The following is a 16,383-nucleotide window of genomic DNA, read 5'->3' as shown; positions in this document are numbered from 1 at the left end:
GCACCGATACGGAGGCAAACGATAATGGCCAATCAGGCTCAACCCTTGATTTATTCCTGTTCTGGTTGCTCGAATGTCGCCCAGTTGGCAAACAGCCTGGCGGTTCGTCTTGATCGCGCGGGCATCGCTGACATGTCCTGTATTGCCGGGGTAGGCGGCGGGGTGCCGGCACTCGTCAAGCAAGCCTGTTCGGGGCGAAAGATCATCGCCATTGATGGTTGTCGCTTGCACTGCGTCAAGGCTTGTCTGGCACGTTACCAGGTTACTCCGGATGAGCATGTGGTGCTCAGTGATCTTGGCTTGCGCAAGCGTTATGGCGAAGATTGCTCGGAAGAGCAGACACTGTTTCTGGAAGACATGCTGGTAGAACGTGCCTGGGCACTGAAAAAAAGTGACTGAGGGAGCTTCCCCGGGCAGTCAGTTCAGCTGGTTTTCAACGACCCACACCGCTGCTTCGGTGCGGGAGCGCATGCCCAGTTTATTCAACACTCTTTTCACATGAACCTTGACCGTCCCTTCGGTGATATCCAGCTTCCGGCCAATCATCTTGTTGCTTTGACCTTTGGCAATCAACTTGAGCACATCCTTTTCCCGTTTGGTCAATGATGCAGCCGCGTTTTGCTGCCCCTTGGCCGGTCGCTCGCGAATAGCCTGCGCCAGTACCCGGGTAAGCTCTGCACTCAAAGCCATTTGCCCATGTGCTGCCTTGCGGATTTCATCCACCAACTGGTCGGCATCCATATCCTTGAGCAGGTAACCGTCTGCGCCTTCGCGCAGAGCTTCAAGCACGTGGGCATGATCATCTGACACGGTAAACATGACAATGCGCGCATCGCAGCCTGCATCACGCAGTTGCCGCACGGTTTCCAGACCATCCATGCCCGGCATGTTGAGGTCCATCAGGATCAGGTCCGGTTCTTCCTGCGCTGCCAGCAGCAGGGCTTCCGGGCCACTGCCGGCTTCGCCCACCGGTTGCAGATCATCTTCCAGCGCCAGCAAATCCCGTAGCCCGCGGCGCATCATCGGGTGATCATCAACCAGGAGAATGCGGGTGGTTTCTTCATCACTCATTATTGTTTGACTCCTGTTTCAATGGGATACGGCGATAAGCGGGTGGAAAACTCAGCCAGATACGCGCGCCACCCTTATCGCCGGTGTCGATGCTGACACTGCCGTGCAAACCCTCTGCGCGCTCACGCAAAATGGTCAAGCCGTAGTGACCGCTGGGGCTGACGTCGGTATCAATACCGATACCGTTGTCTTCGATCTGGATCTGAATTGTGCCACTGCGGTCCTGGTACAGATTCAGCCAACACTGACTGGCCTTGGCATGCTTGAGCACGTTGCTCAGAGCTTCACGTATCACCTGCAAACAATGGATTTCTTCGTTGGGCGAGAGAGGGCAGTGATCCAGCTGGTAATGGAAGTGAATCAGCAGCCCGGAATTGCTGCTGAATTCGTCCACGGTAGCCAGTAGCGCAGGTTTCAAACCCGGGGCGTTGACCTTGATGCGGAAGGTGGTCAGCAGCTCGCGCAGTTGTCGATAAGCCGCATTCAGACCCTGCTCGATTTCCCCCGCAGTGGCGTTCAGGGTATCCGTATCAGCACCTCTGGCCGCCAGTCGCTTGAATCTGGCCACCTGCAACTTTTGCGCGGAAAGGGCCTGCGCAAGGGAATCATGCAGCTCGCGGGCAATAACGGCGCGTTCTTCCATCAGCGCCAGGCGAGCCTGCTGATCACTCTGGCTGGCCAGACTCAATGAAGCTGCAAACAGGTCGGCCAGGGTAGTCATCAGCTGCTCCTGCCAGGGCTCCAGTGCCTGCTCGGCTGGATGCTCGACCCGCAGGGCACCCAGCTCACTGTTTCCTGAACGCAACTCGAAACCGATCAGACGATTGCCATTCGCCAGCAGCCCCTGATTGGAATGAGCGGGGCAGTTGTCGCATTGCGGAAGATTGCAGTAGTAGGGCGGTAGAAGGTCCAGTGAACTCATCGCGGTATGGCTGCCGACCTCGCCCGGCCGGTTCAGGCACAGGCTGACAGGGCCACTGCCGAGCGTCTGCTGCACTTTCTCAAGTAGCTGCCCCATCATTTGCGCCGGGTCCTCCGGCTTGCTGTACAACATGCGCGCACCGTTGAACAACAGATGCAGGCTGGCATTGCTGCGCCGCAGTTCGGCAGTTTTGTCACTGACCTTCTGTTCCATTTCGGCATAGAGTTCAGCCAGTTCCTGGCTCATCTGATTCAGGGTGCGAGCCAACAGGCTGAGCTCGGTGTCGCCAGCAACCTGGACGCGGCTGTTGAAATTGCCACCGCCAATCTGTCGGGCCATCGCGGTCAACGCCCGCAGTGGGCTGGCCAGGTTGTTGTGCAAACGGTAAATCAGCAGAAACGCAATCAGCACGATGATGAACAGCGTGCCTACCTGCAGCACACGAATCACTCCCAGTTTGCGTTCGGAGGCTAGCTGCAGATTGCTGACAAAACGATCCAGCTCTGAAGTAAAGCTATCCAGCTCGTTACGGTAGAGCTCCAGTCGAGGGGGCTGAGTCGCCAATCTGGGGCGCATGACCTGAGACCAATGCTCGAGTATCTCCGCGTAATGCGCGGGCAAAGAACTGTCAGGGTGTCGCCGAACAGTCGAGCGTAAAGCCGACGAGGTCAGTGTTTCGTCCAGTTGATTCAAGTGCGCCTGCAACAGCTGCGGATCATTCTGACTGGCAGTCAACGCCAGCCGATAGGACTGCATGCGCAAGCTGCCGGCCTGGTTGATGGCTGCGGCATCGCCACCCAAAGCTTCCGCCATGTACAGGTTACCCAGGAGACTCAGCACCGACACGGCAATGATGACCACAAAGGCCAGCAGGGTGTGAAAAACCACCGAATGGCGAGGCGTCAAAGAGTCGGACGGTGTATTCAGCATAAGTGCTCGCGAACATCCAATGGGTTGGTCTCGATTGTGCGCCAGCCAGAGGTTTTTGCAATGGCTACGGGTAGGTATCTCCAATAACTCGCATCGCTGTCCCGTCACCAGAGGATCAAGCCACCTCAATTTCAACTCATTGAATTTATTGATATTGACAGCTTATTTCGAGGTAACCAGAAAGAGGTACATGCCACCTTGCTGCTCTGCCAGCCCGGTTCCCGACTTGATTCAGATCAATTTTTATCCGCTTGCATCAGCTTAGCGTGCAAGCCGTAAAGCCGATTTGTTTGGTCGGTCCCGACTGATTCAAGTGCGAGGAAGCACCATGAGCAATATCGAAAAGTGGGATGTTGAAGACCCGGTTTTCTGGGAGACAACCGGCAAGCGGATTGCCAACCGCAACTTGTGGATCTCCATTCCCAGCCTGCTGATGGGTTTTGCCGTCTGGTTGATGTGGGGCATTGTCACGGTACAAATGATCAACCTTGGTTTTCCCTTTGCTCCGGGAGAGCTGTTTACTCTGACCGCCATTGCCGGCCTGACGGGCGCCACCCTGAGGATACCGGCTTCGTTCATGATTCGGATCGCCGGCGGTCGCAATACCATTTTCCTCACCACGGCCTTGTTGATGATACCTGCAGCCGGGGCGGGCATGGCGTTGCAGAACCCGAACACACCGCTCTGGGTGTTCCAGTTACTGGCCTTTCTCTCCGGCATTGGCGGCGGCAACTTTGCCTGCTCCATGAGCAATATCAGCACTTTTTTCCCGAAGAACCAGCAGGGCCTGGCCCTGGGCCTGAATGCCGGGCTGGGTAACTTCGGGGTCACCACCATGCAGATTCTGATACCACTGGTGATGACTGCGGGGGTATTTGGTGCCTTCGCCGGGGGCTCGATGGTGTTGACGCAGGATAGCGGCACATTGATCGGAAAAATTCCCGCCGGTACCGAAACCTGGATACAGAATGCCGGCTTCGTCTGGCTACTGTTTCTGGTGCCTCTGGCCTTTGCCGGCTGGTTCGGCATGAACAACCTGCTGCCCATCACTCCCAACCCGGGCAACCCGATCAGTGCTTTCGGCAAGATATTGGGGTTATACGGTGTCGGCTTCCTGACTGCCGGGGTCGGCTTGTACCTCTACCTGCCGGAGCCCGTCGGGCTGGGTGTCCTCAATATGTGGGTAGCCATGGTCCTGATCATGGGCGGCACGCTGGGCATGCTGCGGCTGTTGCCGGGCAGCATCAAGCCCAATATCAAGCGACAGTTTGCCATTTTCCGCGACAAACACACCTGGTCGATGAGCATTCTGTACATCCTTACCTTCGGCTCTTTCATTGGCTTCTCAATGGCCCTGCCATTGTCCATTACGGTGATTTTCGGATTCATGAATGAGGTGGGAGCCGATGGCACGGTAAGCCGTATAGCCAACCCGAATGCACCCAGTGCCTTGACCTATGCCTGGATAGGCCCCTTTATCGGCGCCCTGATTCGCCCGCTTGGCGGCTGGATTTCGGACAAGGTCGGTGGCTCGATCGTTACCCAGGTTATTTCAGTGGTCATGGTCCTGGCCTCTGTCGCTGCCGGCTATGTCATGCAACAAGCCTATGGCGCGCAACAGCCTGAAGAATTCTTCTTCCTGTTCCTGGTGCTGTTCCTGGTGATATTCGCGGCATCCGGCATCGGCAACGGTTCGACCTTCCGCACCATCGGCGTGATCTACGACCGTGAAAAGGCCGGTCCGGTACTCGGCTGGACCTCTGCGGTTGCTGCCTATGGTGCCTTCGTCGCGCCGATCGTGATCGGTGAACAGGTCAGAGCCGGTAGCCCGGAGGTGGCCATGTATGGTTTTGCCGTGTTCTACGCGCTCTGCCTGGTACTCAACTGGTGGTTCTATCTGCGCCCAAATGCCTACATCAAGAACCCCTGATCAGTGGAGAAACAACATGCGCATCATGATTGCTTACGACAACTCGCGTAACGCTCACAAGGCACTCGAAGCAACGCTGAATATGTTCGCGCCACTCAAGCCCGTGATCATTCTGATCGGGGTAGTCGAGGGCGCGCTGGATACCAGCGATGGCAGCTCCGAGCTGTTCAACCAGCAAAAGGCCGAGTTTCAGGGATTCCTGCGCCTGGCGGCTGACCGGGTCAGCCAGGCCGGCCTGAACGCCGAGGTCATTCTGGCTGAAGGCGATGCCCGCAAAATGATCCTCAAGGCTGCCGAACACAAAAAGCCCGACCTCTTGGTCATTGCTCGCCACAGCAATGAGCCTGATGGCGGCTTTATTTCTCGCTCGCTCAATTTGTTGGTCGATGAGCTCGATTACATGACCTTTGGCAGTGTCAGCGCATTTCTGGCGCGTCGCGCACCCTGTCCGGTCCTTATCCAGGCCTGCCCCTGAATGACAAGGAGTATTGCGCCATGAAAGTCGCAGATGTCTTCAAATGGAAAAACCCCGAGATCCGGGCCCTGCACCTCACCTGGATAGCGTTTTACATCAGTTTTTTTGTCTGGTTCGGGATGGCACCACTGGCATCCAGCATGTTGAAAAGCGTCAACTGGCTGACCCCCGATGACCTGAAACTGTTTGCCATTGCCAACGTTGCATTGACCATTCCGGCACGCGTGGTTGTCGGCATGGCGCTGGACCGTTGGGGGCCACGTCGGGTTTTCTCGGTATTGCTGGTGGTGATGGCCTTGCCGGCACTGTTCTTTGCCTTTGGCGATACACGCACCCAATTGCTGGTTGCCCGCCTGATTCTCAGCTCGATTGGCGCCAGCTTCGTGGTGGGTATCCACATGACAGCCATGTGGTTCAAACCCAGGGACATCGGCTTTGCCGAAGGCTTCTATGCCGGTTGGGGCAATTTTGGGTCGGCTGCCGCAGCGATGACCTTGCCGGCTATCGCCATTCACATTTTCGGTGGCCCGGAAGGCTGGCGCTGGGCAATTGCCAGTTCGGCCATGATCATGGCTGCCTACGGTATCTATTACTGGTTCGCCATAACGGACGGCCCGGTCGGCACCGTGCAACACAAGCCCAAAAAAGCCAGCGCCATGGAGGTCAGCACCTGGGCCGATATGATCAAGCTGATCATCTGGACCATCCCCATGATCGGGGTGCTCGGAATTCTGGTCTGGCGTATTGAGGATCTGGGCTATCTCTCTGCAACCGGTGCTGCCATCTGCTATGGGGCGATCGTGCTGGTAGTGCTGTACCAGATTGTGCAAATCCTGCGCGTCAATGTGCCGCTGTTGAAGAAGGGGGTTCCAGAGGACGACAAGTATCCTTTCAACAGCGTCGTTGCCCTGAACTCGACCTACTTTGCCAACTTCGGCGCTGAGTTGGCGGTGGTTTCCATGTTGCCGATGTTCTTCGAACTGACCTGGGGACTGACGCCAACCACAGCCGGCCTGATCGCTGCGTCCTTTGCCTTCGTCAACCTGGTGGCTCGCCCCATGGGGGGGCTGGTTTCCGACCGTTTGGGCAACCGCCGCTTTGTGATGCTGGCCTATATGCTCGGTATCTGTGTGGGCTTTGTCTTCATGGGACTGCTCAACGAGAAATGGCCGCTACTGATTGCAATTGCCGTGACAGTAGCCTGTTCGGTATTTGTCCAGGGCGCGGAGGGCGCCACATTCGGCATCATTCCTTCGATCAAGCGGCGAATCACCGGCCAGATTTCCGGCATGGCGGGGGCCTACGGCAATGTCGGGGCTGTCTGTTACCTGACCCTGTTCACCTTTGTAACCCCTTCGCAGTTCTTCTTCATTATTGCTGGCGGAGCATTCGTCAGTTTCATCATCTGTTTCTTCTTGTTGAAAGAGCCAGAAGGCGCGTTTTCCGAAGAGTATTACGTCTCTTCGGTGGACCGTGAACTGGCTGATCAGCGTGCACGTGAGGTGATCGCAAAATGAATATGACCCATTACTCCAATGCCGGCCAGCCGGCTGAAGTTTGCCTGGAACGAGGAGAAACAGCATGAGCCACTTACTCGATCAGCTTCGCTTCTTCAAGCGCAAACAGGATGAGTTTGCTGACGGCCACGGCGAGACCCGTATCGAGTCTCGCGACTGGGAAAATTTCTACCGGGCCCGCTGGCAGTACGACAAGATCGTGCGCTCGACCCACGGGGTGAACTGCACCGGTTCCTGTTCCTGGAAGATTTACGTCAAGAATGGCCTGATCACCTGGGAGACCCAGCAGACCGACTACCCGCGGACCCGACCGGACCTGCCCAACCACGAGCCACGGGGCTGCCCGCGCGGTGCCAGCTACAGCTGGTACATCTACAGCGCCAACCGCCTGAAATACCCCAAGGTGCGCAAGGCGCTACTGAAGCTGTGGCGCGAAGCCCGCACCACCATGGCGCCGGTGGATGCCTGGCGCAGCATTGTCGAAGATCCGGCCAAGGCGACGTCCTACAAGGCTGAACGCGGGCTGGGCGGTTTTATCCGCTCCAGCTGGAACGAGGTCACCGAGATCATTGCTGCGGCCAACGTCTATACCGTCAAGCAGTACGGCCCGGATCGCGTGGTCGGCTTCTCGCCGATTCCGGCCATGTCGATGGTCAGCTACGCCGCAGGCAGCCGCTACCTGTCGCTGATCGGTGGCGTGTGCCTGAGCTTCTACGACTGGTACTGCGACCTGCCACCGGCCTCGCCGATGACCTGGGGCGAGCAGACCGACGTGCCGGAATCGGCCGACTGGTACAACTCCAATTACATCATTGCCTGGGGATCGAATGTCCCACAAACCCGTACGCCAGATGCGCACTTCTTTACCGAGGTGCGTTACAAGGGCACCAAGACGGTTGCCATCACCCCGGACTATTCCGAGGTCGCCAAGCTCACCGACCTCTGGCTGAACCCCAAGCAGGGCACGGATGCGGCACTTTCCCAGGCGTTCAATCATGTGATCTTCAAGGAATTTCACCTGGAAAAGCCCAGCGCCTATTTCACCGATTACGTGCGGCGTTATACAGACCTGCCGATGCTGGTACTGCTGGAGGAAGCCGAGAAGGGCTACAAGCCAACGCGCTTCCTGCGCGCCTCGGATCTGGACGATCAGCTTGGTCAGGACAACAACCCCGAGTGGAAAACCATCGCGGTCGACAGCACCACCGACCAGTTGGTCTCGCCCCTCGGTTCGATCGGCTATCGCTGGGGCGAGTCGGGCAAGTGGAACATCGAAGCCCGCGAGGGTGGCGAGGGCCGTGAGGTAGTGCTGCAGCTCAGTCAGATCGACAACGGCGAAGTGGTCAATGTCGCCTTTCCGTACTTCGGCGGCCAGTTGCACGATCACTTCCAGCAGGCCGATGGCGAAGAGATCCAGTACCGCCACCTGCCCAGTCGCGTGCTTACCCTGGCGGACGGCAAGCAACTGCGCGTCGCTACCGTGTTCGACATCCAGGCGGCCGGACTGGGCATCGACCGTGGCCTGGGTGGTGCCAATGTTGCCAGCAGCTATGACGACGCCAGCGTACCCGGTACACCGGCGTGGCAGGAGCAGATTACCGGGGTCAGCCGCGAGAAAGTTATCCGCGTGGCCCGCGAGTTTGCCGACAACGCCGACAAGACCCAGGGCCGCTCGATGATCATCGTCGGCGCGGCGATGAACCACTGGTACCACATGGACATGAACTACCGTGGCCTGATCAACATGCTGATGTTGTGTGGCTGTGTGGGACAGTCCGGTGGTGGCTGGGCGCACTATGTAGGACAGGAAAAACTGCGCCCGCAGACCGGCTGGCTGCCGCTGGCCTTCGGTCTGGACTGGAACCGTCCACCACGGCAGATGAACGGCACCAGCTTCTTCTACAACCACAGCTCGCAGTGGCGCCACGAGAAGATGAGCGTGCACGAGATCCTCTCGCCGCTGGCCGACAAGTCGCAGTTTCCCGAGCACATGCTCGACTACAACATCCGCGCCGAGCGGGGTGGCTGGCTGCCGAGTGCGCCGCAGTTCAACCGCAACCCGCTGGCCATTTGCCGTGAGGCGGCCGCCCTGGGGATGGACCCCAAGGCCTATGCGCTACAGAGCCTGCAGGATGGCAGCCTGCGCTTCGCCTGTGAGCAGCCGGACAACAGCGATAACTTCCCGCGCAATATGTTTATCTGGCGCTCCAACCTGCTGGGCAGTTCGGGCAAGGGCCATGAGTACATGCTCAAGTACCTGCTGGGCACACCAAAGCACGGGGTCATGAACGAGGATCTGGGCAAGCGTGACGGCGTCAAGCCGACCGAAGCCGACTGGGTAGAAGAGGGCGCCATCGGCAAGATCGATCTGGTGACCACTCTGGACTTCCGCATGTCCTCGACCTGCGTGTACTCCGATATCGTGCTGCCGACCGCGACCTGGTACGAGAAGGACGACATGAACACCTCGGACATGCACCCCTTCATTCACCCGCTGTCTGCGGCCATCGATCCAGCCTGGGAGTCTCGCTCCGATTGGGATATCTACAAGTCCATCGCCAGGAAGTTTTCGGAGATCTCCGCAGGAGAACTGGGGGTCGAGCAGGATCTGGTCACCATCCCCATGCTGCATGACAGCCCCGGCGAATTGGCTCAGCCCTTTGGCGGGACCGATTGGAAAACCGCCGGTGAAGTGCCGGTACCAGGCAAGAACTGCCCGAACATGGTGGTGGTGGAGCGCGACTACCCCAACACCTTCAAGAAATTCAGCTCCCTCGGTCCGCTACTGCAGAAGCTCGGCAACGGCGGCAAGGGTATCAGCTGGAATACCGATCACGAGGTCGAGTTTCTCGGTCAGTTGAATCATGAGGTACTGGAGGAGGGCATCAGCCAGGGGCGTCCGCAGATCAACACGGCCATCGACGCCTGTGAAGTGATTCTGTCCCTGGCCCCCGAGACCAATGGCCATGTCGCGGTCAAGGCCTGGGAGGCGCTGTCGACGTTCACTGGCCGTGACCATAGCCACCTGGCGGTCGGCAAGCAGCATGAGGCCATCCGCTTCCGCGATATCCAGGCGCAGCCGCGCAAGATCATCTCCAGCCCGACCTGGTCTGGCCTGGAAGACGAACACGTGAGCTACAACGCCTGCTACACCAACGTTCACGAGTACATTCCCTGGCGCACCATTACCGGCCGCCAGCAGTTCTTCCAGGATCACCCCTGGATGCAAGCCTTCGGCGAGCAACTGATGAGCTATCGGCCGCCGGTCAACACCCGTACCACCGGCTATGTCATGGGCAAGAAGCCCAATGGCAACAACGAGATAGTGCTTAACTGGATCACCCCGCACCAGAAGTGGGGCATCCACAGCACCTACTCGGACAACCTGATCATGCTCACTCTGAGCCGTGGTGGCCCGATCATCTGGCTGTCCGAGGTCGATGCGGCCAAGGCCGGCATCGAGGACAACGACTGGGTCGAGTGTTTCAACGCCAACGGCGCCCTGGTCGCCCGGGCGGTGGTCAGTCAGCGGGTGATGGAAGGGATGGTGATGATGTATCACGCCCAGGAACGCATCGTGAACATGCCCGGCAGTGAAATGACCGGTACCCGCGGTGGCCATCACAACTCGGTCACCCGGGTGGTGCTCAAACCGACCCACATGATCGGCGGCTACGCCCAGCAGTCATGGGGCTTCAATTATTACGGCACTGTCGGCTGCAACCGCGACGAATTCGTTGTGGTGCGCAAGATGGACAAGATCGACTGGCTGGATGACGTCGAGCTGGGTGGTCTTGGCGGCGACGCGCTGCCACAACCCCTGCCACAGGATATCGAGTGAGGAACCGGCCATGAAAATACGTTCACAAGTAGGAATGGTACTGAATCTGGACAAGTGCATCGGCTGCCACACCTGTTCGGTCACCTGTAAAAACGTCTGGACCAGTCGCGAGGGCATGGAGTATGCCTGGTTCAACAATGTCGAGACCAAGCCCGGCATCGGCTACCCGAAGGAATGGGAAAACCAGAGCAAGTGGAAGGGCGGCTGGAAGCGCAACGCCGATGGGTCGATCAATCCGCGTATTGGCGGCAAGTTCCGAGTGCTGGCGAACATTTTCGCCAACCCGGACATGCCGACCATCGACGACTATTACGAGCCCTTCGATTTCGACTATCAGCACCTGCACACCGCGCCGTCATCCAGGCACCAGCCGACTGCGCGGCCACGTTCGGCGATCAGTGGCCAGCGGATGGAAAAGATCGAGTGGGGTCCCAACTGGGAGGAAATTCTCGGTACCGAGTTTGCCAAACGACGCAAGGATCAGAACTTCGACCAGATCCAGGCGGACATTTACGGCGAATACGAAAACACCTTCATGATGTATCTGCCACGGCTGTGCGAGCACTGCCTGAACCCGACCTGCGCGGCCGCCTGCCCGAGCGGCGCGATCTACAAGCGCGAAGAAGACGGCATTGTACTGATCGACCAGGAAAAGTGTCGCGGCTGGCGCATGTGCATCAGCGGCTGCCCGTACAAGAAGATCTACTTCAACTGGAAGAGCGGCAAGTCGGAGAAGTGCATATTCTGCTATCCGCGTATCGAAGCCGGCATGCCGACCGTTTGCTCGGAAACCTGCGTCGGTCGCATTCGCTACCTGGGTGTGCTGCTGTACGACGCTGACCGTATTCACGAAGTGGCGAGCATGCCCAGCGAGCAGGATCTGTATGAAGGGCAACTCAGCCTGTTCCTCGATCCCAATGATCCTGCCGTGATCGAACAGGCGTTGGCCGACGGCGTATCCATGTCGGTGATCGAGGCTGCCCAGCAGTCGCCGGTGTACAAGATGGCAGTCGACTGGCGTCTGGCGCTGCCGCTGCACCCGGAATACCGCACCCTGCCCATGGTCTGGTACGTGCCACCGCTATCACCAATCCAGAATGCCGCGGAGGCGGGCAAGGTTGGCATGAACGGCATCCTGCCGGACGTGGACAGCCTGCGCATCCCCTTGCGCTATCTGGCCAATCTGCTCACCGCTGGTGACGAGCAGCCGGTCAAGCTGGCGCTCAAGCGGTTGCTGGCCATGCGCGTGTACAAGCGCTCGCAGCAGGTCGATGGGGTAGAAAATCTGGCCGTACTGGAAGACGTCGGCCTGACCAAAGCGCTGGCGGAAGATATGTACCGCTATCTGGCGATTGCCAATTACGAGGACCGCTTTGTGATTCCCAGTGCCCACCGTGAAGAGGCCATGAGTGAAGTCTTTGCCGAGCGCAATGGTTGCGGGTTCAGCTTTGGCAGTGGCTGCAGTGGCGAGTCGGAGGTGAACATGTTCGGCGGCAAGAAAGCGACCCGTCGGGATGTTCTGAAAACCGTGCAGATCTGGGAGGAATGACGGTGAAAATTCTCAAGGTGATATCCCTGCTGATGGATTATCCGACCGAGCTGCTGATGGAGGCCAGGGCCGAGATCGAGACGGCAATCAGTGACGCCCGTGAGATCAGCCCGCAGCAGCGCGAGGACCTGTTGACTCTGCTGACACGTCTGGCAGATAGCGAACTGCTGGACGTGCAGGAGGCCTATACCGAGTTGTTCGAGCGTGGCCGCTACCTGTCGCTGCTGCTGTTCGAGCACGTGCACGGGGAGTCGCGTGACCGCGGTCAGGCCATGGTCGACCTGCTGGCCGAATATGAAAATGCCGGCTTCGCTATCGGCGTCAAGGAGTTGCCTGACTATATCCCGCTGTACCTTGAGTTCCTGGCAACTCAGGACAATGAGGAAGCACGGTTCGGGCTGGGCGAAGTAGAACATCTGCTGGCCTTGCTGGCCAGCCGACTGGAAGAGCGTGGCTCGGACTACGCGGCCTGCTTCCGTGCGCTGCTGCAGATTGCCGGCACGGTGCCCGAGCTGGCCATGGCGGCCATTCGCGAGCAGGTGCTGGAAGAAGCGCCGGACAACAGCCTGGAAGCACTCGACAAGGAGTGGGAGGAAGAGCAGGTCACCTTCCTCAATGGCGACAGTGTCGCAGCCTGCGGCACCCGTCCGGCCAATGTGCAGGCGAAGGAAGAGATTGCCGTACCGGTGCACTGGGTGGATTTCAATGACAAGGCCGTGCCGGCTGGCAGAGCCTAGGAGATCAGCATGAACAATATCAACCTACTGTTTTTCGGAATTTATCCCTATGTGGCGCTGGCGGTACTCATCATCGGCTGCTGGGCACGTTTCGACCTGTCGCAGTACACCTGGAAAGCAGGCTCAAGCCAGTTCATGCGCGATAAGCACATGCGCCTGGCCAGCAACCTGTTCCATATCGGCATCATTGCCGTGCTGGCGGGGCACTTTGTCGGGCTGTTGACGCCTTCAGTGGTCTACGCACGCTGGTTGAGCAATGAGAACAAGCAGCTGATGGCCATGGTTATTGGTGGCTTCTTCGGACTGATCTGTCTGGTGGGCCTGGTGATGCTGATCTGGCGGCGGATGACCGACCCCAGGGTACGGGCGCAGTCCAGCATCTCCGACATCATGATTCTCTGGGTGCTGCTGGTGCAGTTGTTGCTCGGGCTGTTCACTATCTACGTATCAACCGCACACCTCGACGGTTCGCAGATGGTACTGCTGGCCAACTGGGCGCAGCAGATCGTGACCTTCCGCCCGCTGCAGGCAGCGGCAAGCATCGCCCCCGTTGGCCTTGCCTACAAGCTGCATGTCTTCCTCGGGATCACCTTGTTCGTACTGGTTCCCTTTACCCGCCTGGTGCATGTGGCCAGTGCACCGATCTGGTATCTGGGGCGCCGTTATCAAATCGTGCGACGCAAGGCTTGATTGCCTGCGCCAATCATCTCGAGCCAGACATTCAATGAGGACAATGCGATGAACAACAGTACCGTCATAGCGTCCAGCGCCAAACCGGCCTGGCCATTGATCAAGGTAAACGGCGTCGAGCTGGATCAGGATGTGCTCGGCATGGAAATGCAGTACCACCCGGCCGAGTCACAGGATGAAGCCATGTTCCTCGCTGCGCAGGCACTGGTGATACGCATGCTGTTGCGCCAGCGGGCAGAGCAACTGGAACTGCAGGCATTACCTGCTGCGGATGAAAGCGAGGAAGAAGCTCTGATCCGGGTATTGCTGGAGCGCGAAGTGCAGGTGCCGGACAGCGACCCGCAAAGCCTGGAGCAGGTCTATCAGAGCAATCTGTCACGCTTTTGCAGTGCGCCTCTGGTGCAGGCCCGGCATATCTTGCTGGCCGTAGCGCCGGATGACACTGTCGGGCGCAGCCGCCTGCGTGACGAGGCGATTGCGCTGATCGCCGAACTCAAAAGCAATCCGACCCGCTTTGCCGAACGGGCAAGGGATCTTTCGGCCTGTCCATCCCGAGAGCAGGGCGGCGATCTTGGGCAGCTCAGCCTCGGGCAAACCGTGCCGGAGTTTGAACGCCAGTTGCTGCGCTTGCCCACAGGGCTGGCAGGGCAGCCACTGGAAAGTCGATACGGTTTCCATGTAGTGGAGGTGCAGCAGCGAATTGAAGGGCGGCAGCTGCCATTTGCGGCGGTGCGTGAATCGATTCGCGAAGAGCTCGACGAGCGGGTCTGGAGCAAAGCCGTCGTGCAGTATCTGGAGACGTTGATCGGACAGTCCCGGATTGAAGGCATCGCATTACGTGCAGCAGCATCACCTTTGCTGCAGTAGGGGGCTCTTGTGTCGCAAGCAGATGAACAGCAGGGCCTGATAGACGGGCTGGGCAGGCGTATCGACTATGTGCGCATGTCAGTCACAGACCGTTGCGATTTTCGCTGCGTCTACTGCATGTCCGAGGACATGACGTTTCTGCCACGGCAACGGGTTCTCAGTCTCGAAGAATTGCAGCGCCTAGCGGCGTTGTTTGTTCGGCGCGGGGTAAAGAAAATTCGTCTTACCGGGGGCGAGCCACTGGTTCGCCGCGGCATCGTCGAGCTGTGCGCAAAGATCGCCGCGCTGCCGGGCCTGCGTGAACTGGTGATGACCACCAACGGCTCGCAACTGGTCAAACTCGCTCAGCCATTGGCGGACGCAGGGGTCAAGCGATTGAATATCAGCCTGGATAGTCTGGACCCGGACAAGTTCAGGGCGATCACCCGCACCGGGGACCTGCGGCAGGTACTGGACGGCATAGAGGCCACGCGGCAGGCTGGTTTTCAGCGTACCAAGCTCAATGTGGTCGTAATGAAAGGGCGCAATGAAGAAGAGGTGCCGGCACTGGTTGATTACGCCCTGGCACACGATCTGGATGTGACCTTTATCGAGGAAATGCCGCTGGGTCATGTTGGTCGCTCACGCGGTGAATCTTTTTGCTCCAGCGATACGGTGCGTGAAATCATTTCCCGACGTTATCGGCTGTTCGAAAGTACCGAGAACTCTGGCGGGCCGGCTCGCTACGTGCGTGTGGAGGGTTTTCCGGACAGTCGCATCGGCTTTATCTCGCCGCACTCGCACAACTTCTGCGACAGTTGCAACCGCGTGCGCCTGACGGCGGAAGGTCGCCTTCTGCTGTGTCTCGGCCATGAAAACAACGTTGATCTGCGTAGCCTGGCACGCCGCCATCCCACCACCGACACCCCGCTGCATCAAGCCCTTGATCGCGCCCTGCAGCACAAGCCGGCCCGCCATGAGTTTGACGTTGATCAGGTTCAGATTCTGCGTTTCATGAATGCCAGCGGCGGTTGAGCACATGCTTCCATGCCCCTTGCCCGGCACGATGTATTGACGGCATGGCACAACATGCCTGAACAGGGTCAGGCAAACTCGGCAAGCAACCGGGAGAGGCTGGGAATGGAAATATGTCGAGCCCGGCCGGCAATGAGTCCACGGGCGCGCAAGGTGGCCATGGCACGGGAAAGGGTTTCCGGTTTGATGGACAGACGGGAAGCGATCAGGCCTTTGGGCAACACCAGATCAATGTCGGCACTGTCATCTTTTTGCTGCCTTACCTGACTGACCAGATAGAGCGTCAGTCGCTGGGTTGCGTTCTGCAAACTGAGGTTTTCCAGCTCATCGAGACGCTGATGCAAGCGGATGCTCAGATGCCCCAGCAGATGCAGGCACGTTTTGGGGTGAGTTTCCAGCAACTCCAGCATGAGGCGATTGGAAAAACTGACCAGATGAACGGGTTCCAGCGTTTCGGCACAGACCGGGTAAACGCTGTTTTTCATGAACATGACAGCTTCCGCAAAGGTGTGACCGGCAGCAATGATCTCAACCACCTTTTCTTTACCGTCGGCGGAAGTCCGGAATAGTTTGACACTGCCAACCAGCAGCATAAAAAAGCGCTCGGCCTGTTCACCCTGACGGATAACAACTGTGTGGGCGGGATACTCACGAAACTGTGAGTCGGCCAGCAAGGCTTGCTGGTGGTCCGGGCTGAAGTGAGCCAGCAAAGGATGGTGCACCACTCGCTGGCGTTGTTCTTGACTCAGGGACATCAGAGTATTCCGGTGAGCATTTAATGCAGGATAATTTTACCGGGCAGATTTAACCATGCCTCTGTCGAGGTACTCAGCAGCTTGC

General features: G+C 58.4%; 13 protein-coding genes. 10 read left to right on the top strand and 3 right to left on the bottom strand.

The window, feature by feature from the left end; all coding sequences use genetic code 11:
* Positions 1-24: 24 nt before the first annotated feature.
* Positions 25-399: a putative zinc-binding protein gene (locus BLU07_RS06685; RefSeq protein ID WP_092385365.1), complete on the top strand. Its 375-nt coding sequence runs from the start codon at positions 25-27 to the stop codon at positions 397-399.
* 18 nt (positions 400-417) lie between these two features.
* Here the strand turns inward: BLU07_RS06685 and narL are convergent, their stop codons facing one another.
* Positions 418-1,071, bottom strand: coding sequence for a two-component system response regulator NarL (gene narL, locus BLU07_RS06680; RefSeq protein ID WP_092385363.1), 654 nt, complete (start codon positions 1,069-1,071; stop codon positions 418-420).
* A complete protein-coding gene (locus tag BLU07_RS06675; protein WP_092385361.1) occupies positions 1,064-2,923 on the bottom strand; it encodes a type IV pili methyl-accepting chemotaxis transducer N-terminal domain-containing protein in 1,860 nt (619 codons plus the stop codon). The genes narL and BLU07_RS06675 overlap by 8 nt, the downstream gene beginning before the upstream one ends.
* 328 nt (positions 2,924-3,251) lie before the next feature.
* On the opposite strand from BLU07_RS06675, the gene BLU07_RS06670 reads away from it, so the two are divergent.
* The 9 genes from BLU07_RS06670 (at position 3,252) to moaA (ending at position 15,543) form a co-directional block, all read left to right on the top strand.
* Entirely contained in the window at positions 3,252-4,853 is a 1,602-nt protein-coding gene (locus tag BLU07_RS06670; RefSeq protein ID WP_092385359.1) for an MFS transporter, read from the top strand.
* A gap of 16 nt (positions 4,854-4,869) precedes the next feature.
* The gene (locus tag BLU07_RS06665; RefSeq protein WP_092385357.1) at positions 4,870-5,328 is read left to right on the top strand and encodes a universal stress protein; all 459 of its coding nucleotides are present in this window, start codon (positions 4,870-4,872) and stop codon (positions 5,326-5,328) included.
* Between the two features lie 20 nt (positions 5,329-5,348).
* Positions 5,349-6,845: an MFS transporter gene (locus BLU07_RS06660; protein ID WP_092385355.1), complete on the top strand. Its 1,497-nt coding sequence runs from the start codon at positions 5,349-5,351 to the stop codon at positions 6,843-6,845.
* Positions 6,846-6,909: 64 nt separating this feature from the next.
* Positions 6,910-10,686: a nitrate reductase subunit alpha gene (locus BLU07_RS06655; RefSeq protein ID WP_092385353.1), complete on the top strand. Its 3,777-nt coding sequence runs from the start codon at positions 6,910-6,912 to the stop codon at positions 10,684-10,686.
* A gap of 10 nt (positions 10,687-10,696) precedes the next feature.
* Positions 10,697-12,235: a nitrate reductase subunit beta gene (narH, locus tag BLU07_RS06650; protein ID WP_092385351.1), complete on the top strand. Its 1,539-nt coding sequence runs from the start codon at positions 10,697-10,699 to the stop codon at positions 12,233-12,235.
* Positions 12,236-12,237: 2 nt separating this feature from the next.
* Positions 12,238-12,972 carry a nitrate reductase molybdenum cofactor assembly chaperone gene (gene narJ, locus BLU07_RS06645; RefSeq protein ID WP_092385349.1) on the top strand — a complete coding sequence of 245 codons (735 nt, stop codon included), beginning with the start codon at positions 12,238-12,240 and terminating at the stop codon, positions 12,970-12,972.
* Positions 12,973-12,981: 9 nt separating this feature from the next.
* Positions 12,982-13,662, top strand: coding sequence for a respiratory nitrate reductase subunit gamma (gene narI, locus BLU07_RS06640; RefSeq protein WP_092385347.1), 681 nt, complete (start codon positions 12,982-12,984; stop codon positions 13,660-13,662).
* Positions 13,663-13,710: 48 nt separating this feature from the next.
* Positions 13,711-14,529 (top strand): peptidylprolyl isomerase, encoded by an 819-nt coding sequence (locus BLU07_RS06635; RefSeq protein WP_092385345.1) that lies wholly within the window; start codon positions 13,711-13,713, stop codon positions 14,527-14,529.
* A gap of 9 nt (positions 14,530-14,538) precedes the next feature.
* Positions 14,539-15,543: a GTP 3',8-cyclase MoaA gene (gene moaA / locus BLU07_RS06630; RefSeq protein WP_407920097.1), complete on the top strand. Its 1,005-nt coding sequence runs from the start codon at positions 14,539-14,541 to the stop codon at positions 15,541-15,543.
* Positions 15,544-15,611: 68 nt separating this feature from the next.
* On the opposite strand, the gene BLU07_RS06625 is transcribed toward moaA, so the two are convergent.
* Positions 15,612-16,298 carry a Crp/Fnr family transcriptional regulator gene (locus BLU07_RS06625; protein ID WP_092385343.1) on the bottom strand — a complete coding sequence of 229 codons (687 nt, stop codon included), beginning with the start codon at positions 16,296-16,298 and terminating at the stop codon, positions 15,612-15,614.
* Positions 16,299-16,383 lie beyond the last annotated feature (85 nt).

Source organism: Halopseudomonas salegens (genome assembly GCF_900105655.1).
GTDB classification, from domain to species: Bacteria; Pseudomonadota; Gammaproteobacteria; order Pseudomonadales; family Pseudomonadaceae; genus Halopseudomonas; species Halopseudomonas salegens.
Note: the sequence above shows the minus strand (reverse complement) of the source record. Positions and strands in the feature narration are given on the sequence as shown.

What these genes read in the sequence shown, in the direction of transcription:
- BLU07_RS06685 (WP_092385365.1), top strand. Translation starts at nt 25, where the DNA reads ATGGCCAATCAGGCTCAACCCTTGATTTATTCCTGTTCTGGTTGCTCG.
- narL (WP_092385363.1), bottom strand. Translation starts at nt 1,071, where the DNA reads ATGAGTGATGAAGAAACCACCCGCATTCTCCTGGTTGATGATCACCCG.
- BLU07_RS06675 (WP_092385361.1), bottom strand. Translation starts at nt 2,923, where the DNA reads ATGCTGAATACACCGTCCGACTCTTTGACGCCTCGCCATTCGGTGGTT.
- BLU07_RS06670 (WP_092385359.1), top strand. Translation starts at nt 3,252, where the DNA reads ATGAGCAATATCGAAAAGTGGGATGTTGAAGACCCGGTTTTCTGGGAG.
- BLU07_RS06665 (WP_092385357.1), top strand. Translation starts at nt 4,870, where the DNA reads ATGCGCATCATGATTGCTTACGACAACTCGCGTAACGCTCACAAGGCA.
- BLU07_RS06660 (WP_092385355.1), top strand. Translation starts at nt 5,349, where the DNA reads ATGAAAGTCGCAGATGTCTTCAAATGGAAAAACCCCGAGATCCGGGCC.
- BLU07_RS06655 (WP_092385353.1), top strand. Translation starts at nt 6,910, where the DNA reads ATGAGCCACTTACTCGATCAGCTTCGCTTCTTCAAGCGCAAACAGGAT.
- narH (WP_092385351.1), top strand. Translation starts at nt 10,697, where the DNA reads ATGAAAATACGTTCACAAGTAGGAATGGTACTGAATCTGGACAAGTGC.
- narI (WP_092385347.1), top strand. Translation starts at nt 12,982, where the DNA reads ATGAACAATATCAACCTACTGTTTTTCGGAATTTATCCCTATGTGGCG.
- BLU07_RS06635 (WP_092385345.1), top strand. Translation starts at nt 13,711, where the DNA reads ATGAACAACAGTACCGTCATAGCGTCCAGCGCCAAACCGGCCTGGCCA.
- BLU07_RS06625 (WP_092385343.1), bottom strand. Translation starts at nt 16,298, where the DNA reads ATGTCCCTGAGTCAAGAACAACGCCAGCGAGTGGTGCACCATCCTTTG.